We start from the raw sequence: 17,484 nt of genomic DNA on the forward strand, positions 1-17,484 counted from the left end.
GAATCAATCATTCCGAGCTATTTGCGGTGAAACAAAATCATATTAATGGCATTGAAAATTTTTGGAATCAGGCGAAGCGGATACTGCGAAAATATAATGGAATTAACCGAAAAAACTTTTCTTTATTCTTGAAGGAATGTGAATTTCGGTTTAACTTTGGGCCACCAAAAGAGCAGTTAAAAATATTGCGAAAATGGTGTGAAATTTAGGGCTAATCTACTACAGCCCCAAATTTTAAGGATTGCTTAAACTGCTTTTCATTGCGATAAGCACGTGCCAGATTCGCTAATTCATTTTCAGAATATTGATTTGGCGTACAATTAGCACAAAAAGAAATGGCTTCAGCATAACGTGATTGTCGCATAAGTAATGCGATTAAATCATCACGTACCTTCAATCATGAGTTTGTTGATAAAGCGTCTTGAGTTGGGGAATGGCGGCTTTGAGCTGTGTTTCACCTTGACGTGAAAAAATAATAATCTCTTCACGTCTAGCATCAATCTCAGTTGTAGCCTGTGCAGTTTCCACTCCACAAAAAGACAAAATACCTAAAGTTACTAAACTAAATTTATTTGTCATATTGGTTCATCTAGGTTAAAAAACAAAACTAAAACGCAATCAAGTAATTGTCTATTGCATACCTAACTGCATTTTTATAACTGTTAATAATATAAATTTTTGTTCAATTTATGTCAATTAATCTTTTTTTAGGTAAATTTTGCGCGTACTCGCCAATAACTTTCGACAATTCACGTGCTTTGACAATCTATCACCCACAAATAACCAAAGTATTTGAATCTAAGGCATGCTCAAAAGTTGCTTTGTGTATGAATTACGTTGTGAATCCTAGCAAACTCCAGTGAAAAGGAAAATTTCCATTATTTTATCAAAATGCTTCTGGAGCTCTAGGTAGTAAAAAAGAATTATCCTCTCGAAAAAAAGTGTCACACATTAATTTTATAATCAATCAAAACAGGAAATAAAGCTTGATAAATTTACAATTTTATCAATGTGTTATTTTTAAAATGAGAGAGTGATGAGGTATGGGGAATGTCAGTGACAGGGTTTTCTATAAAAATTGGTTCTGCCTGAAATAGATGCTTTTCTGCCCTAGAAACAACTGTGAGAACGGCCAATATAACAAGCTAACAGGACAAAACCTCGTAAACTAATGCTAGAACAATTGGCTCATCGTAATCTGAAACATAGGGGGAATTACAGTATTCTTGTAGTCAGCGAAATAACCCCAAAAATTGTCAAGATTTAAAACTCATTTCAAATACAGATATGCTTTGTTAGTCGGTGGTAAATTCATGGTTCGTTACATTAGTGATGAATAACAATCCGCATGTGAAATGTGCGGATTGTTATCGGTTAGCAAAGTATAACACTTAGAAAGTGTAACCTATTTCAGCATTGATATCACGTTGGCGGTAATTACCTGTATTAAAACTGGTGGACACTTTCCAACCCTGATGCTGGTAACTCACGCCCGCACCAAACTGTACTTGAGTTTTCGGGTAAATCTTATTGCGTTGATCTACCTTAGTTTGTACGCCGAAATAATTTGCCTCGCCTTTAGTTTTGCTGGATAAGGTTTTTTGCACGCGCGTGTGAGCAAAAAGATTGATATTACCGAATTGGTAATTAAGCTGGGAAACAGCACCAAGACTACTAAACTGGGTTTTCAGTTTACTTATTTGAACATCATTGCTCGTTGTCAAATGAGATAATTCTTTGTATCCGTAGGCAAGATCAAACATATTGTGCCAGCTTAAATTCGCCGTAATCGGATAACGCCACGCCATTCCAACATTGGCGCCATAGCCCGTTGTGCGGCCTTCATTGTTGTTGCGTTCAGCATTAAAGCTGCTTTGGTATTTCAGCTTACCTTTGCCGTAATTCACCGCACCGAACAATTCAATTTGCGGCGATAAGGCATAGCCGTAGCGGAGTTGCAATTCGGTAAATCTTTCTTTTAAGGATTTAGTTACCGCTTTGTAACGTTCTTCATAGTTATGTCTTTGATTGCTTAAACGTGCGGCCAATTTATGTTTGCCCTCCACTTTCAAGCCATTAATTGCCACATTATTAAAACGTGATTTGTTATGAATATAAGTTAATTCTGGCTCAATATTGGCATTGTCTAGGGTTAACCAAACAGTGCTTTGTTGATGTTGAGCAAGATTATTTAACCAAGTTAGTGTTGCGCCTTGTTGTGCGTTTAACATCACTTGTTGCTGATGGGCGAAAGTTTGAATGCCCTGATAAAAAACATACTCGGCAAAATGTTGGCGATCGATATTCACCAATTTATTGGCCCATTTTTCCTGCTCAGCAGTGAGTGTTCCAGCGTAGTATTTCTTATCAAGTTCTGCTAAAGCCTGATCAAGCAATCGCGCATCATCACTCCACCCGGAGTATTTCGGATCAGATTGACGCACAAAATGCTTAGGATTGTCTTTATCCGTTTTGGTCGTATTTATGGTTTCAGCACCTCCGTTTTTTGCTGTATCTACAAGAGTGATGGAATTTTCATCTGTTTTTTCTTTTGATGTATTTTCTGAATCAGTTGCTGGTTCAGGGCGGTTTTCTTCCGCAGTATCCACAAGAGCGGTGGAATTTTCATCTGTTTTTTCTTTTAATGTATTTTCTAAATCAGCTGCTGGTTCAGGACGATGTTCTTCCGTAGTATCAATAAGTGCGGTGGAATTTTCGTCTATTTTTTCTTTTGGCGTATTTTATGAATCAGCTATTGGTTCAGGGCGGTTTTCTTCCACAGTATCCGTGCTATCCACAGGCGGATTATTTTCGTCCGTTTTTCCCCTTCATTAAAAGAACGTAAATCCACCCCGGTATCAACGTGGATCGCTCTTGCAAGTTTAACAAAATCACTTGTCGCCGTGCGATCGGTGTCTTGCCAATTGACTTCTATTGGTGAGTTTTCGGCTAAATCTTTTAATTTTTCCACCGCACTTTGGCGATCAAGGGAAAAGAGCAAAGGGCTATGTAAGGCAAGGGCAACGGCCATTGCAATCGGTGTAAATCTGATATTCATAATAGGATAAAAAGGTGAGATAAATTTTGCTAATTCTATATTTTTGAAAATTAGTTTCAATAAAAATAATAATGCTTTTTAGGTGTAAGGCTTGTGATATGGATAAAAAAAGCCGATCTGACGATCGGCTTAAGTGAAATTTTCTGTTAAATCAATTTATTAACCAATCACTTGTGGTAAATAACCTGCTTGAATTAAGAACGGCACATTCATAATTAATAAACCTAATAACAGCGCAAGAATTAAGCCTAAACCACCGCCCATTACGCGATATGGTAAATCTGGATAACGTTTTCTTGCGCGCCACGCCAAGCCCACAGGCAATACTAAGCCGTAGAAGGTGAACATTTGTCCTGCATAGCCAAGGGCGGCGATAAAGCCGTCTGGGTAGAATAGCGCAAATGCCAACGGTGGAATAAAGGTTAATAAACCTAGCTGAATACGGTGCGCTTTAATGTTTACACGTTTTAATAAATCGTCTAAGCAGTCAAACAGCGATAACGCCACGCCAAGGAATGAGGTTACTAATGCAAGGGTTGAGAATGTTCTCACCGCGCCACTGATTAATGAGCTACCTGTGGCTTGGAATGTCGCATTGATTAAGCCGTTCAAGGTTGGATCATTATTTACAATTCGCACGAATTCCGATTGTGGGAACACGCCGTGGGTTGCCATTTGCCATAAAATATAGGCCACTAATGGAATTGCCGTTCCGCCGATAATAGCAATGCGTAAACGTTTAATATCGCCATCTAAGTATTTGTTAATACTAGGAATAATAACGTGGAAGCCAAATGACGTGAAGAACACAGGGCTTGCCGATACAATCAAGAAATCTTTCAATGGCATTGCAAGCAAGTTATCGCTTGTTACCAATGGCAACATCATTGCCAACACCAACACAAACGCCACCAGTTTAATCACGAATAATAAACGGGTGAGTGCGTCCACCGCACCAGTGCTGATGACGATAAACACGCCTAGCACCACTGTGAATAGCACGATAGAAACGGAAGTCGCATTATCCCCTAAAAATGGCAATAATCCCGCTAATAACGAACCGCCACCTGTTACATAGGCGGAAAGAATGGCGTACATAAAAATCACTAGCGAAAGGGTCGCTAACACACGCCCTGTAATACCGAAGTATTGTTCAGCGAGTGTCGCAATTCCTGCGTCTTTGCGTTCAGCTTTTTGATACACTTCAACAAACAGCAACGCACTGTAAGAAAGCAAAATCCACAGGATAAAGAGCAACGCAAGGGTATAGCCAAAACCCATTTCTGCTGAAGTGAGCGGCATCGCCAACATTCCCGCCCCAATTGTCGTCCCCGCAACAAGCAAGGCACTTCCAAATGTCTTGTTTTTCATAATATTTTCCTAGTTAAACTAAAAGTGCGGTAAATTTTACCGCACTTTTTAGAAAATGTAATCATTTTTTTACAGGGTGTTTTTATTTGTTTACAAGGTTTTTTCTTTGTTGTTAAGAACGAATTTTGCTCCTTGAGCGATCTTCTTTCTTTTGTTTGTTAGAAGGTAGGCAAAGAAAAAAGTCTTCGACTAAATTACTGATCTTTATTTGTTTCAAATTTTTTTGACGAAGAGTAAGCCTATACTAGCTATGCTGTGTTGAGCCGTTACTTTTCCTAAAATTTTATCTACATTTAGATGATGTTAGCTGGGATATGATCAGTATTAATAAAAATAAACAATTGGTTTAGGTTTTTAATCTGTTTAAGTGAAATAGTACGGGGAATCAAAAGCTAAGATTATTTTGATCGACTTTGTAATATAGGCAATCAAATAGGATGGATAAATAACATAAGTTGAGTGAAAAAGATATTTGGTAATACTAGAAGGGGGAATTGTTATTTATAAGTTATTTATAAAATGTAGAAGTCCTAACGATCTTCTACATCTAACTAAAATTACATGATAAATTTTACGGCTGTTTACCAATATACGCCAAGATACCGCCGTCAACGTATAGAATATGACCGTTGATGAAGTTTGAGGCGTCAGAGGATAAGAACACCGCAGCGCCTGCGAGATCTTCTGGCGTTCCCCAGCGAGCGGCAGGGGTTTTGGCGATGATGAATTGATCGAATGGGTGACGTGAGCCGTCTGGTTGTCTTTCGCGTAATGGTGCGGTTTGTGGGGTAGCGATGTAACCCGGGCCGATACCGTTACATTGAATGTTGGCTTCACCAAATTCTGAACAGATGTTTTTGGTTAGCATTTTTAAGCCACCTTTTGCAGAAGCGTAACCCACCACGGTTTCGCGACCTAATTCACTCATCATTGAGCAGATGTTGATGATTTTACCGTGTCCTTTTTTGATCATTGAAGGTAATACGGCTTTTGACATAATGAACGGCCCAGTTAAATCAATATCAATAATTTTACGATAGTCCGCTGCGGTGGTTTCTAACATAGGGATACGTTGAATGATACCCGCATTGTTTACAAGAATGTCAATCACGCCCACTTCGTTTTCAATTTTGGCAACGTGTTCTTTTACTGCGTTTTCATCGGTTACATCAAATAAATAACCGTGCGCATCAATGCCTGCTTCTTTATAAGCGGCAAGGCCTTTTTTCAAGTTTTCTTCATTTACATCGTTGAATACGATTTTTGCTCCTGCTTGGCTTAATGCAGAAGCGATAGCAAAGCCGATACCGTATGATGCGCCTGTAACTAAAGCAATTTTTCCTTTCAGTGAGAATTGATCTAAGATGTTTGACATAGTTGCTCCTTTAACTTCTTAAATTAGGTTGTCGTTAAGTTTGTTATTTTTAATTTATTAATTTTAAAATTATTAAACCATAATTTCAATTTCATTGTAAGCGTTTATTAAAAATAGAATGTGATATAGCTCACATTTTTGCAAATTAAAGGTAAAGGCATTTTCCACTCAGCGTGTTTTGCTGTGAGGCGATCAACAGCATAGATTAAAACGGTATCGTTTTTATGGGATTATGAATAATTTTTAGTTTTTTACGGGGAGTATGCTCACTCTTTTTAGTAAGTGTATTAAATATAAAATAATAAACTGCGATAATTTTTTGAAAAATTTTTTAAGAATATTCACTTTTTTGATTTTTTATTCTCTTTTTTATCCTAATTGTTCTCTCTTTATATAAAATCCATTAAAATGCCTGCTTTCATTATGAGGAGAAGTTTATGATTGAGCAAATTATCAGCAATGTGGAGCAGGCTCTAACGTGGTTTGTGGAAACATTTGATGGCCCACTTTGGGATATTACCGTAATCACTTTATTAGGCGTGGGTATTTTCTTTACGCTCACCACAGGATTAGTGCAGTTACGCTTATTTCCACAAAGTTTGCGTGAGATGTGGTTTGGACGTGCCTCTACGGGGGATTCTTTAACACCATTCCAAGCCTTTGCGACAGGCTTAGCCAGCCGTGTGGGCGTGGGTAACATTGGTGGGGTCGCCACAGCGATTGCCATTGGTGGTGAAGGCGCAGTGTTCTGGATGTGGGTTACGGCGTTGATCGGAATGTCCAGTGCGGTAGCGGAATCTTCTCTTGCTCAATTATATAAATTAAAAGATAAAGATGGCGTGAGCCGTGGTGGCCCCGCTTATTATATTGTGCAAGGCTTAAAATCTCGCTGGTTGGCGGCGTGCTTTGCTATTGCGTTAATTTTTACTTTTGGTTTTGCCTTTAATGCGGTGCAATCCAATGCGATTGTAGAAGCCACAGGCAATGCGTGGAAATGGACACCAAGCTATGTAGGAATTGGGTTAGTAATTTTAACTGCCTCAATTATTTTTGGGGGGGTGAAGCGAATCGGTAAAGTTTCCGCTAAAGTTGTGCCAACAATGGCGCTGTTTTATTTAATTATGGCAGCGATCATTATGGGAATGAACATTGAAATGATCCCAACTGTAATCAGTAATATTATTCATAGTGCGTTCTCTTTTGACGCAATGGCTGGCGGTATGTTCGGGGCGATTTTCTCTAAAGCAATGTTAATGGGAATTAAGCGTGGTTTATTCTCGAATGAGGCAGGTATGGGTTCTGCGCCAAATGCTGCGGCTTCAGCAGATGTTAAGCACCCAGTAAGCCAAGGTTTAATCCAAATGCTTGGCGTGTTTGTGGATACCATCATTGTGTGTTCTTGTACGGCAATCATCATTTTGCTATCAGACAACTACGGCGGCGAAACGCTGAAAAGCATTTCTCTGACGCAAAATGCGCTACAATATCACGTTGGGGAATTTGGCTTGCATTTCCTTGCGTTCATCTTATTGTTATTTGCGTTTTCTTCGATTATTGGTAACTATGCCTACGCAGAAAGCAATATCCGCTTCCTGAAAAACCGCCCTGTGGTAGTGTTTATTTTCCGTTTAGTGGTGCTATTTTTCGTTTATTTCGGTGCGGTGAATTCAGGTAATGTGGTGTGGAACTTTGCCGATACCGTAATGGCGGTGATGGCGCTAATTAACTTGGTGTCTATCGTATTGCTTTCACCGATTGTGTGGACGTTATTAAAAGATTATCAACGCCAAATTAAAGCTGGTATTCGTGAGCCAGAATTTAAAATTGAAGAACATCCAGAGCTACTTAAACGTGGCGTGAATCCTGATGTTTGGAAATAATGATTAAGTAAAAATGAGGTTGTTTGATGTCGGCACAAAATAGTGAATTTCAAGAAAAGGTGCAAGCCTTGCTTAAACAGCATAAAGGCGAGCGAATTGTGAGCTTTGATTATGACGATCAGCGCTATTGGCTCAAACAACCTGAACAACTCAAAGGCGTGTGGCGTTTACTCAAACCGCAACCGCAAAAGGCCTTTCAAAATGAATTGAAAACCTTACAATTTTTAGCCGAAAAAAATGCCCCTGTGCCACAATTAATGGCATTTGGCGAAGATTTTTTAGTGCTAAAAGATGCAGGCAAAACTATCAGTTATTGGGTGGATAAGCCTGATCTCAGTTCTGATGAAAAATTGGCGATTTTAGCAGACGGCGCAAAGGCCTTAACGGATCTGCATAAAAAAGGCTTAGTTCACGGCCGCCCAGCGCTTCGTGATATGGCGTGGCACGATGGCAAGGTGCAATTTATTGATTTTGAATCCCGTTCCAATCACGCCAAGCTAAATTGGCAAAAGGTACGGGATAGCTTAATTTTTATCCATAGCCTTGGGCGTTCTGACTGCATTTCTGATGAGCAAATGCGTTTAACGGTAGAAAAATATCAGCAATATTGTGAGCCAGAAATTTGGCAACAAACACAATCCTTTATTGCCAAAAACCGCTGGTTATATTATTTATTATTGCCTTTCAAACCTATTGCAAGAATGGATTTAATCGCCATTTATCGCTTGTTTGAAAACACGCCAAACAAATAAGTGCGGTGCTTTTTTTTGTAAGTTTTTTTGATAAAGCCTTGCTATTTGTTTTTCTATGCGTATAATACGCCACATATTTCGGACGCGGGGTGGAGCAGCTTGGTAGCTCGTCGGGCTCATAACCCGAAGGTCGTTGGTTCAAATCCAGCCCCCGCAACCAATTCATAACAAGTTCAGTAGAAAGAACCCCAATTTTGGGGTTTTTTTGTACGAGCAATTTAGATGTAGAACTGGGCTGATTAGCCCTTTTTTTACGTCCTAAGTTTGATTAAGGAGGTTGTTTTGGCAACTTTAGAAGAGAAATTATCAGATTTATTAAAAGGTTCTATTGAAGATTTAGGCTGTGAACTTTGGGGTATTGAATGTCAGCGTGTTGGCCGTTTTTTAACGGTACGTCTTTACATTGATAAAGAAGGTGGGGTGAGCATTGATGATTGCGCGGATGTAAGCCGTCAAGTCAGCGCCATTTTAGATGTGGAAGATCCGATTTCGGATAAATATAACCTTGAAGTGTCTTCACCGGGCGTGGATCGTCCATTATTTACCCTTGAACAATATCAACGCTATATTGGCGAAGAAATTGTGGTGCATTTGCGTATTCCTGTGTTGGAACGCCGTAAATGGCAAGGTAAATTAGAGAAAGTAGAAAACGATATGATCACGCTGATCGTTGATGGGCAACCACAAGTTTTGGTGTATGGCAATATTCAAAAAGCCAATGTCGTGCCTCAATTTTAGTTTTATATAGGAAGGAAATATGAGTAAAGAAATTTTATTGGCGGCAGAAGCGGTCTCAAATGAAAAATTGTTACCACGCGAAAAGATTTTTGAAGCATTAGAAAGCGCAATCGCACTTTCTACTAAGAAAAAATACGATCAAGAAATTGATGTCCGTGTGGTGATTGATCCAAAAACAGGTGAATTTGATACCTTCCGCCGTTGGTTAGTGGTGGAAGAGGTAACAAATCCAACCAAAGAAATCACACTTGAAGCAGCACAGTTTGATGATCCAAGTGTGCAATTAGGTGATTACATTGAGGATCAAATTGAATCCGTTGCCTTTGATCGCATTACAATGCAAACCGCACGCCAAGTGATCAGCAGCAAAATCCGTGAAGCGGAGCGTAATAAAATCGTTGAGCAATTCCGCTCTAATGAAGGCGAAATTGTTACGGGAACGGTGAAAAAAGTAAACCGTGAAAATATTATTTTAGATTTAGGTCAGCAAGCAGAAGCGGTGATTTTGCGTGAAGATATGTTACCGCGCGAGAATTTCCGCCCAGGTGATCGTGTGCGTGGCGTGTTATATCGCGTTAGCCCAGAAAGCAAAGGCGCACAGCTTTTTGTTACCCGTGCAAAACCTGAAATGATCATTGAGCTTTTCCGTATTGAAGTGCCAGAAATTGGTGAAGAGCTAATTGAAATTAAAGGTGCAGCCCGTGACCCAGGTTCGCGTGCCAAAATTGCTGTGAAAAGCAATGATAAACGTATTGATCCAGTGGGTGCTTGTGTGGGTATGCGTGGCGCGCGTGTGCAAGCTATCACCAATGAATTAGGTGGTGAGCGTGTGGACATCGTATTGTGGGACGACAATCCTGCACAATTTGTGATTAACGCAATGGCGCCAGCCGATGTAACGTCTATCGTGGTTGATGAAGATAACCATTCTATGGACATTGCTGTTGAAGCGGAAAACTTACCACAAGCCATCGGACGCAATGGTCAAAACGTGCGTTTAGCCAAACAGCTTACAGGTTGGGCGTTAAATGTAATGACCACAGAAGAGCTAAATGAAAAACATCAAGCTGAAGATAACAAAGTGTTGAAACTCTTTATGAACGCCTTAGAAATTGACGAAGAATTCGCGCAAATTCTGGTTGAAGAGGGCTTCACTAATTTAGAAGAGTTAGCCTATGTGCCAGTGAGCGAACTTACTGCGATTGATGGTTTAGAAGATGAAGATTTAGTGGAAGAGTTGCAAACCCGCGCGAAAGATGCACTAACAGCCGCTGCATTAGCGGAAGAAGAAGCGTTAAAACAAGCGCATATTGAAGACAAGCTACTCAATCTTGAAGGAATGAACCGTCATCTTGCGTTCAAACTTGCAGAAAAACAAATCACCACCTTAGAAGAATTAGCGGAGCAAGGTGTTGATGATTTAGCCGATATTGAAGAATTAAGCACTGAGCAAGCAGCGGATTTAATTATGGCAGCACGCAACATTTGTTGGTTCAGCGAAGAATAAAAAGGGGTGTAAAATTATGGTAGATGAAGTAAAAAAATCGGATGCACCGAAAAAATTAAGCATACAGCGCCGTACGAAAACCACGGCAAGCACCACAACCAGTACAGGTAAAAACAAAACTGTACAAGTGGAAGTGCGTAAAAAACGTACTGTGCCAACGGAAGCCGCTATCCGTGCTGAAGAAGAAGCACGCTTAAAAGCAAAACAAGAAGCGGAAAAGAAAGCGGCGGAAGAGAAAGCAGCCGCAGAAAAAGCGCAGAAAGAAGCTGAAAAAGCGAAAAAAGACGCGGAAAAAGCTGAACAGGCAAAACGTCAAGCTGAACAAAAAGCGAAAGAAAAAGCAGAAAAATCAGCAAAAGAAACGGCCAACAAAGCGGTTGATGAAGAAAAAGAGCGCTTGAAAGCGGAAGAAGCCGAGTTACGCCGTAAAGCTGATGAATTAGCTCGTCAAAAAGCGGAAGAGCAAGCACGCAAAGCCGCAGAAGAAGCAAAACGTTATGCAGATCTTGCAAGTGCGGATGAAAAAAATGAAAATTCTGAAGATTATTCAGATTATCATCTCACTTCAAGCTATGCGCGTGAAGCGGAAGATGAAGAAGAACGCCGTAATGAAAATCGTGGTCGTGGCAAAAATAAAGTAGCCAAAGCGAAAAAAGGCGGACGCGAAGACGATAGCAACAAAAACGAGCGTGAATCCAATCGCCGTAACCAAAAAGATGCTAAAGGCGGAAAAGGCTTTAAAGGTAAACAAGGCAAAAAAGGCAGCAGCTTACAACAGGGCTTTACTAAACCAGCCGCACCGGTAAACCGTGATGTGGTAATTGGTGAAACCATTACCGTAGCGGAATTAGCCAACAAAATGGCAGTGAAAGCCACCGAAATCATCAAAACAATGATGAAAATGGGCGAAATGGTCACCATCAACCAAGTGATCGACCAAGAAACCGCACAGCTTGTTGCTGAAGAAATGGGACACAAAGTGATCCTGCGTAAAGAAAATGAGCTAGAAGAATCTGTATTAGGCGATCGTGATGTGAATGCGGAAAAAGTAAATCGTGCACCAGTGGTTACCATTATGGGACACGTTGACCACGGTAAAACCTCTTTACTTGACTACATTCGTAAAGCGAAAGTAGCTGCAGGCGAAGCGGGTGGGATTACCCAGCACATTGGTGCATATCACGTTGAAACCGATGACGGCAAAATGATCACTTTCTTGGATACCCCAGGACACGCGGCCTTTACCTCAATGCGTGCGCGTGGTGCAAAAGCGACAGATATCGTAGTGCTAGTGGTGGCGGCTGATGATGGCGTGATGCCACAAACCATCGAAGCGATCCAACACGCGAAAGCAGCAGGCGTGCCAATTGTGGTGGCGGTGAACAAAATTGATAAACCTGAAGCCAACCCAGATCGCGTAGAGCAAGAATTACTACAACACGAAGTAATCGCCGAAAAATTCGGTGGGGATACGCAATTCGTTTATGTTTCAGCGAAAAAAGGAACGGGCGTTGATGAATTGCTTGATGCGATTTTATTGCAATCTGAAGTATTAGAACTCAGTGCAGTGAAAGATGGAATGGCAACGGGTGTGGTGATTGAATCTTACCTTGATAAAGGTCGCGGTCCAGTGGCAACAATCCTCGTTCAATCAGGCACATTACGCCGTGGTGACATTGTACTTTGTGGCTTTGAATATGGTCGTGTGCGTGCAATGCGTGATGAAAACGGTAAAGAAATTTCAGAAGCAGGCCCCTCAATTCCTGTGGAAGTGCTAGGCTTATCAGGCGTGCCGTCAGCGGGTGATGAAGCCACGGTGGTGCGTGATGAGAAAAAAGCGCGCGAAGTGGCATTGTATCGTCAAGGTAAATTCCGCGAAGTGAAACTCGCTCGTCAGCAAAAAGCGAAACTTGAAAATATGTTTAGCAATATGGCTGAGGGCGATGTGGCAGAATTGAACGTGATTGTAAAAGCCGATGTTCAAGGCTCGGTTGAAGCGATCGTTCAAGCCCTCCAAGAGCTTTCAACCCCAGAAGTGAAAGTGAATGTGGTTGGCTCAGGTGTGGGCGGAATTACCGAAACTGATGCCACCCTTGCGGCGGCTTCAAACGCGATTATTGTCGGCTTTAACGTTCGTGCCGATGCGTCAGCACGCCGTATCATTGAAAATGAAAGTATTGATTTACGTTATTATTCAATTATTTATGAACTACTTAACGAAATCAAAGCGGCAATGAGCGGAATGTTACAACCTGAATTTAAACAAGAAATTATCGGGCTTGCTGAAGTGCGTGATGTCTTCCGCCACCCTAAATTCGGTGCAATCGCAGGTTGTATGGTAACCGAAGGGGTCGTGAAACGTAACAACCCAATCCGTGTATTACGCGACAACGTGGTAATCTTTGAAGGCGAATTGGAATCTCTCCGCCGCTTCAAAGATGACGTTGCAGAAGTGCGTAGTGGTATGGAATGTGGTATTGGCGTGAAAAACTACAACGATGTCAAAGTCGGCGACCAAATCGAAGTCTTTGAAGTGGTTGAAATTAAACGCTCAATTTAGATATAAAATAAAAGATAGCCAAATTAAGATATTTGGCTATCTTTATATGAAAAACATAGGATATAGAATTATGTTAAAGAAACTGACACTGAATAATTTCACCGTATTTTCGAATGCACAGTTAGATTTTTCTAAAAACATAAATATTATTATTGGAGAAAATGGGCAAGGAAAAACCCATTTATTAAAAGTTGCTTATTCTATTATTGCAGTTCAAGCTAAATTACAAAAAATAAAGCAAGAACCTACAAAATCCTATTTACAAAAAGCATATGCAGAAAAAATAGTGTCTGTATTTAAAGCAGAAACTTTAGGACGGTTAGTCAAAAGAAAACAAGGTAGAGACCGTTGTGAAATTTCAGCGTTTTTCTCTAATGAAGAACAAAATTGTTCTTTTAGTTTTGCGACTTCGACTAAAACAGATGTCAAAATTGACAGAATTAATAAGATAGGAGAAGAATTTAGTCCAGTCTATTTCCCAACCAGAGAATTATTAACTTTATATCCTAATTTTTCATCGATATATGAAAATCGTTATCTCGAGTTTGAGGAAACCTATTATGATACTATTCTATTGTTGGGAGATCTTTTATCAAGAGGTAAAAGAGAAGATAAAGCAAAAGAGATTTTAGATCCTTTAGAAGAGGCGATGGGAGGCAAGATAAATTTAGATAAAACGGGACGTTTTTATTTAGCCATTCCAGGTAAAGGAAATATGGAAATACCCTTAGTTGCGGAGGGACTCAGAAAATTAGCAATGGTAGCAAGGTTAGTGGCAACGGGGACTTTATTGGATAAAGGATGTTTGTTTTGGGATGAGCCAGAAGCAAATTTAAATCCAAAAATAATAAAACTGATCGCCAAAATCATATTACTGTTATCTAAAAATGGAATCCAGATATTTATTGCGACACATTCCTTATTTTTATTAAGAGAATTAGAGATTTTACAGCATGAAGACAGTTTTAAAGAGTCTAATATTGCTTATTTTGGGTTAATGAGTGAGCAGGATTCCGTTATCGTAGAGCAAGGTAAAAAATTTACAGATCTCAGCGTATTAACATTGCTTGATGAGGAGTTAATGCAGTCATCTAAGATCCTAACGTTATGATAAGGGCAAATAGATGGAAATATTTAATGAAGGCAATTTAGTTTTTGAATTTCCAACGGATAACGTCATAAAATATGATGGCACAAATTTATATAGAAAAACGCTCACTCAAAATGCTTTCGGAGGGTTCAAGGCAGTTGATTTTTTCTATATTAATAAAAATACATTATATGCGATAGAAGTGAAAGACTTTAGGCAGTGGGGAAAATTCCGGCAGGAGTCTCTTGAGGATTTGGGGATTGAACTTCAGCAATTACCTATGAAAATAATTGAAAAAGTGCGGGATTCTTTAACTGGATTAGTTTTAGGAAAATTTAATAAAACTGATGAAATCTCTATGCAAAGAGATTGTTTTCGTGACGAAATAAAGTTTTTACACGTTGTATTACATATTGAATTACCCGAGAAATATAATGATAGAGAAGTAAAACCCTATCTTTCTTTGTTAAAGTCTAAGTTAGAACAACTTTTAAGAGGGGTAAATAAAGTGAGTGTTGTTAATAAAAATATGTTAGATAACATAGAGTGGACGGTTTCAGATAGGGATTAATTATGCCAAGAGAATTTAAACGTAGCGACCGTGTCGCACAAGAATTACAAAAAGAAATTGCGGTGATTTTGCAACGCGAAGTGAAAGATCCGCGTATTGGAATGGTTACCGTGTCTGATGTGGAAGTATCGCGCGATTTGGCTTACGCAAAAGTGTTCGTAACTTTCTTATTTGATCAAGATGACAGCGTTATTGAAAGCGGAATGAAAGGGCTGGAAAAAGCCTCGCCTTATATTCGTTCTTTACTGGCTAAAGCAATGCGCTTGCGTATCGTGCCAGAGTTACGCTTTGTGTATGACAAATCCTTAGTGGAAGGAATGAGAATGTCCAACTTGGTGAGCGAAGTGATTCGTGATGATGAAAAACGCTACCAAGGCGATGTAGAAAGCCACGAAAACAATAAAGAAAACAGCAAAGAAAACAATGAGTAAGGCAAAAAATAAAGGCCGTCATATTCACGGCATTTTTTTGTTAGACAAACCGCAAGGGGCGAGTTCTAACCAAATTATGCAACAAGTAAAACGGCTTTTTCAGGCAAATAAAGCAGGGCATACTGGTGCGCTAGATCCCCTTGCCACAGGAATGTTGCCCATTTGTTTAGGTGAGGCCACCAAGTTTTCGCAATATTTGCTCGATTCTGATAAGCGTTACTTGGTTACCGCAAAACTCGGTGAACGCACGGACACCTCTGACGCAGACGGGCAAGTGGTGGAAACGCGAGAAGTGCGGTCAAAAATAGAAGAGATTTTGACCGCACTTGAACAATTCCGTGGCGACATAATGCAAGTGCCGACAATGTTTTCAGCCTTAAAACATCAGGGAAAACCGCTTTATGAATATGCCCGCGCAGGGATCACTGTGGAGCGCGAAGCCCGTCCAATTACCATTTTTGAGCTGAAATTTATTGATTACCAAGCGCCTTATTTAACCTTGGAAGTGCATTGTTCGAAAGGCACTTATATCCGCACCTTAGTGGACGATCTAGGCGAAGCGCTAGGCTGTGGTGCACACGTTACAATGCTCCGCCGCCTTGCTGTGGCGGATTATCCAAAAGACGCAATGATGACCATTGAGACACTACAAGCCTTGAGCGAACAGCAAGATTTAACCTTGCTCGATCAGCATTTATTGCCAGCGGACAGTGCCGTGAAATCCTTGCCTGCGTTGGCTTTAAGTGCCGAACAAAGCCGAGCTGTTGGGTTTGGACAACGTGTGAAGTTTGATAATCCACAAGGCATTTATGGACAAGTGCGGTTATTTTCTGCCGAAAATCAATTTCTTGGTGTGGCAGAAGTGGATAAAAACAACGTTATCCGACCAAGTCGAATGGTGGCGTTGGATTTGGTATAAAACGAAAGGGGCAAACGCCCCTTTTTTATTATGTCTTGATTGAATTTGGGAAATTATTCCACTTTTACAATCCAACCTTCAGGTGCTTCAATATCACCGAATTGAATGCCTGTAAGCTCGTTATAAAGTTTTTGGGTTATTTCGCCTACTTCCGTTTCAGAATAGAAAACGTGGAAATTATCGCCATACTGAATACCACCGATTGGGGTAATTACGGCAGCTGTTCCGCACGCGCCCGCTTCTTTGAATTGATCCAGCTCATTAATATAAATATCGCCCTCAATGGCTTCTAAACCAAGGCGTTCTTTAGCTAAATAGAGCAAAGAATATTTTGTAATACTTGGCAGAATTGACGGAGAAAGTGGCGTAACAAATTTGTTGTCTTTCGTGATACCAAAGAAGTTTGCCGCACCCACTTCTTCAATTTTTGTGTGTGTGGTTGGATCAAGATAAATACAATCGCTAAAGTTACGTTGTTTGGCGAGCTTTCCTGGATAAAGGCTAGCCGCATAGTTTCCACCCACTTTAGCCGCTCCTGTGCCGTGCGGTGCGGCACGATCGTATTCGGATACGATAAAGTTAGTTGGTTTCATTCCACCTTTGAAGTAGGCACCTACTGGGCTACAGAAAATAGAGAAAATATATTCTGTAGCAGGGCTTAAGCCTAAGTTATCTCCCACGCCAATCACAAACGGGCGTAAATAAAGCGTTGCGCCAGTGCCATAAGGCGCAAGCCAATCTTGATTTGCTTTAACTAATTGTTTACAAGCATCAATGAACATTTCTGTCGGGACTTCAGGCATTAACAAACGTTGGCAGCTTTTTTGCAAGCGCTCAGCATTTTGCTCAGGACGGAATAAGTTGATTGAGCCATCTTTACAACGGTAGGCTTTTAAGCCTTCAAAACATTGTTGCCCATAATGTAATGAGCTAGAAGCCTCGCTAATGTGTAAAACATTATCTTGGGTGAGCTCACCTTTAGACCATTTGCCATCTTTCCAATATGCAATGTAGCGATAATCAGTTTTGATATAACCAAAACCAAGATTTTGCCAGTCGAGATTTTTGATTGTCATTTTATTTCCTTAATAATGATGTTGTTACAACAGAATGGTTTTAATCTACACCATTATCAAAAACTTGCAACAATAAAAGTGCGGTTATTTTTGAATTTATTTTTTATTAGGAAAAAATGTGATTTATTCTTTGCTAGCTACAAGGAAATCTATTTC

At 40.1% G+C, this 17,484-nt stretch carries 17 protein-coding genes and 1 tRNA gene; 11 read left to right on the plus strand and 7 right to left on the minus strand.

All coding sequences use genetic code 11. The features are described 5' to 3' along the window. On the plus strand, positions 1-209 hold a 209-nt coding region (locus ACNAV8_RS03735), incomplete at its 5' end, for a transposase (RefSeq protein WP_415777234.1). A 2-nt stretch (positions 210-211) separates the two neighbouring features. On the opposite strand, the gene ACNAV8_RS03740 is transcribed toward ACNAV8_RS03735, so the two are convergent. The 6 genes from ACNAV8_RS03740 to ACNAV8_RS03765 all read right to left on the minus strand — a co-directional run bounded on the left by ACNAV8_RS03740 (position 212) and on the right by ACNAV8_RS03765 (position 5,804). Continuing rightward, complete coding sequence (locus ACNAV8_RS03740; protein WP_181022038.1) at positions 212-364, minus strand: hypothetical protein; 153 nt, start codon at positions 362-364, stop codon at positions 212-214. Between the two features lie 29 nt (positions 365-393). Next, positions 394-579 carry a hypothetical protein gene (locus ACNAV8_RS03745; protein WP_415777235.1) on the minus strand — a complete coding sequence of 62 codons (186 nt, stop codon included), beginning with the start codon at positions 577-579 and terminating at the stop codon, positions 394-396. An 812-nt stretch (positions 580-1,391) separates the two neighbouring features. Next, positions 1,392-2,609: a hypothetical protein gene (locus ACNAV8_RS03750; RefSeq protein ID WP_415777236.1), complete on the minus strand. Its 1,218-nt coding sequence runs from the start codon at positions 2,607-2,609 to the stop codon at positions 1,392-1,394. Positions 2,610-2,752: 143 nt separating this feature from the next. Further along, positions 2,753-3,058, minus strand: coding sequence for a hypothetical protein (locus tag ACNAV8_RS03755; RefSeq protein WP_103855575.1), 306 nt, complete (start codon positions 3,056-3,058; stop codon positions 2,753-2,755). Positions 3,059-3,217: 159 nt separating this feature from the next. Next, positions 3,218-4,429 carry an aromatic amino acid transport family protein gene (locus ACNAV8_RS03760; RefSeq protein WP_415777237.1) on the minus strand — a complete coding sequence of 404 codons (1,212 nt, stop codon included), beginning with the start codon at positions 4,427-4,429 and terminating at the stop codon, positions 3,218-3,220. Between the two features lie 571 nt (positions 4,430-5,000). Beyond that, on the minus strand, positions 5,001-5,804 hold the full coding sequence (locus tag ACNAV8_RS03765; protein WP_103854843.1) for a gluconate 5-dehydrogenase: 804 nt from the start codon (positions 5,802-5,804) through the stop codon (positions 5,001-5,003). Between the two features lie 437 nt (positions 5,805-6,241). Here ACNAV8_RS03765 and ACNAV8_RS03770 point away from each other — a divergent pair, with 437 nt between their 5' ends. The 10 genes from ACNAV8_RS03770 (at position 6,242) to truB (ending at position 16,252) form a co-directional block, all read left to right on the plus strand. Next, entirely contained in the window at positions 6,242-7,684 is a 1,443-nt protein-coding gene (locus ACNAV8_RS03770) for an alanine/glycine:cation symporter family protein (RefSeq protein WP_415777238.1), read from the plus strand. A 23-nt stretch (positions 7,685-7,707) separates the two neighbouring features. Beyond that, on the plus strand, positions 7,708-8,436 hold the full coding sequence (locus ACNAV8_RS03775; RefSeq protein ID WP_415777239.1) for a BUD32 family EKC/KEOPS complex subunit: 729 nt from the start codon (positions 7,708-7,710) through the stop codon (positions 8,434-8,436). 83 nt (positions 8,437-8,519) lie between these two features. Beyond that, a tRNA-Met gene (locus ACNAV8_RS03780) sits at positions 8,520-8,596 on the plus strand. Between the two features lie 122 nt (positions 8,597-8,718). Beyond that, on the plus strand, positions 8,719-9,174 hold the full coding sequence (gene rimP, locus ACNAV8_RS03785) for a ribosome maturation factor RimP (protein ID WP_103854841.1): 456 nt from the start codon (positions 8,719-8,721) through the stop codon (positions 9,172-9,174). A gap of 19 nt (positions 9,175-9,193) precedes the next feature. Beyond that, the gene (gene nusA / locus ACNAV8_RS03790; RefSeq protein WP_415777240.1) at positions 9,194-10,681 is read left to right on the plus strand and encodes a transcription termination factor NusA; all 1,488 of its coding nucleotides are present in this window, start codon (positions 9,194-9,196) and stop codon (positions 10,679-10,681) included. 16 nt (positions 10,682-10,697) lie between these two features. Further along, positions 10,698-13,241: a translation initiation factor IF-2 gene (gene infB / locus ACNAV8_RS03795; protein WP_415777241.1), complete on the plus strand. Its 2,544-nt coding sequence runs from the start codon at positions 10,698-10,700 to the stop codon at positions 13,239-13,241. Between the two features lie 70 nt (positions 13,242-13,311). Further along, positions 13,312-14,352: an AAA family ATPase gene (locus ACNAV8_RS03800; RefSeq protein ID WP_415777242.1), complete on the plus strand. Its 1,041-nt coding sequence runs from the start codon at positions 13,312-13,314 to the stop codon at positions 14,350-14,352. 13 nt (positions 14,353-14,365) lie between these two features. After that, a complete protein-coding gene (locus tag ACNAV8_RS03805) occupies positions 14,366-14,902 on the plus strand; it encodes a cysteine--tRNA ligase (protein ID WP_103854839.1) in 537 nt (178 codons plus the stop codon). Between the two features lie 2 nt (positions 14,903-14,904). Further along, on the plus strand, positions 14,905-15,333 hold the full coding sequence (rbfA, locus tag ACNAV8_RS03810; protein ID WP_103854838.1) for a 30S ribosome-binding factor RbfA: 429 nt from the start codon (positions 14,905-14,907) through the stop codon (positions 15,331-15,333). Continuing rightward, positions 15,326-16,252 carry a tRNA pseudouridine(55) synthase TruB gene (truB, locus tag ACNAV8_RS03815; protein ID WP_415777243.1) on the plus strand — a complete coding sequence of 309 codons (927 nt, stop codon included), beginning with the start codon at positions 15,326-15,328 and terminating at the stop codon, positions 16,250-16,252. Before rbfA ends, truB begins: the two co-directional genes overlap by 8 nt. Before the next feature lie 53 nt (positions 16,253-16,305). Here the strand turns inward: truB and ACNAV8_RS03820 are convergent, their stop codons facing one another. Then, positions 16,306-17,328 (minus strand): branched-chain amino acid aminotransferase, encoded by a 1,023-nt coding sequence (locus tag ACNAV8_RS03820; RefSeq protein ID WP_103854836.1) that lies wholly within the window; start codon positions 17,326-17,328, stop codon positions 16,306-16,308. Between the last annotated feature and the right edge of the window lie 156 nt (positions 17,329-17,484).

It is taken from the genome of Avibacterium endocarditidis, from assembly GCF_965138825.1.
Taxonomy (GTDB): Bacteria; Pseudomonadota; Gammaproteobacteria; order Enterobacterales; family Pasteurellaceae; genus Avibacterium; species Avibacterium endocarditidis.

Bases quoted from the DNA above. Each gene is read 5' to 3' on its own strand.
- ACNAV8_RS03740 (WP_181022038.1), bottom strand. From the start codon at position 364: ATGCGACAATCACGTTATGCTGAAGCCATTTCTTTTTGTGCTAATTGT.
- ACNAV8_RS03745 (WP_415777235.1), bottom strand. From the start codon at position 579: ATGACAAATAAATTTAGTTTAGTAACTTTAGGTATTTTGTCTTTTTGT.
- ACNAV8_RS03755 (WP_103855575.1), bottom strand. From the start codon at position 3,058: ATGAATATCAGATTTACACCGATTGCAATGGCCGTTGCCCTTGCCTTA.
- ACNAV8_RS03760 (WP_415777237.1), bottom strand. From the start codon at position 4,429: ATGAAAAACAAGACATTTGGAAGTGCCTTGCTTGTTGCGGGGACGACA.
- ACNAV8_RS03765 (WP_103854843.1), bottom strand. From the start codon at position 5,804: ATGTCAAACATCTTAGATCAATTCTCACTGAAAGGAAAAATTGCTTTA.
- ACNAV8_RS03770 (WP_415777238.1), top strand. From the start codon at position 6,242: ATGATTGAGCAAATTATCAGCAATGTGGAGCAGGCTCTAACGTGGTTT.
- nusA (WP_415777240.1), top strand. From the start codon at position 9,194: ATGAGTAAAGAAATTTTATTGGCGGCAGAAGCGGTCTCAAATGAAAAA.
- infB (WP_415777241.1), top strand. From the start codon at position 10,698: ATGGTAGATGAAGTAAAAAAATCGGATGCACCGAAAAAATTAAGCATA.
- ACNAV8_RS03800 (WP_415777242.1), top strand. From the start codon at position 13,312: ATGTTAAAGAAACTGACACTGAATAATTTCACCGTATTTTCGAATGCA.
- ACNAV8_RS03805 (WP_103854839.1), top strand. From the start codon at position 14,366: ATGGAAATATTTAATGAAGGCAATTTAGTTTTTGAATTTCCAACGGAT.
- rbfA (WP_103854838.1), top strand. From the start codon at position 14,905: ATGCCAAGAGAATTTAAACGTAGCGACCGTGTCGCACAAGAATTACAA.
- truB (WP_415777243.1), top strand. From the start codon at position 15,326: ATGAGTAAGGCAAAAAATAAAGGCCGTCATATTCACGGCATTTTTTTG.
- ACNAV8_RS03820 (WP_103854836.1), bottom strand. From the start codon at position 17,328: ATGACAATCAAAAATCTCGACTGGCAAAATCTTGGTTTTGGTTATATC.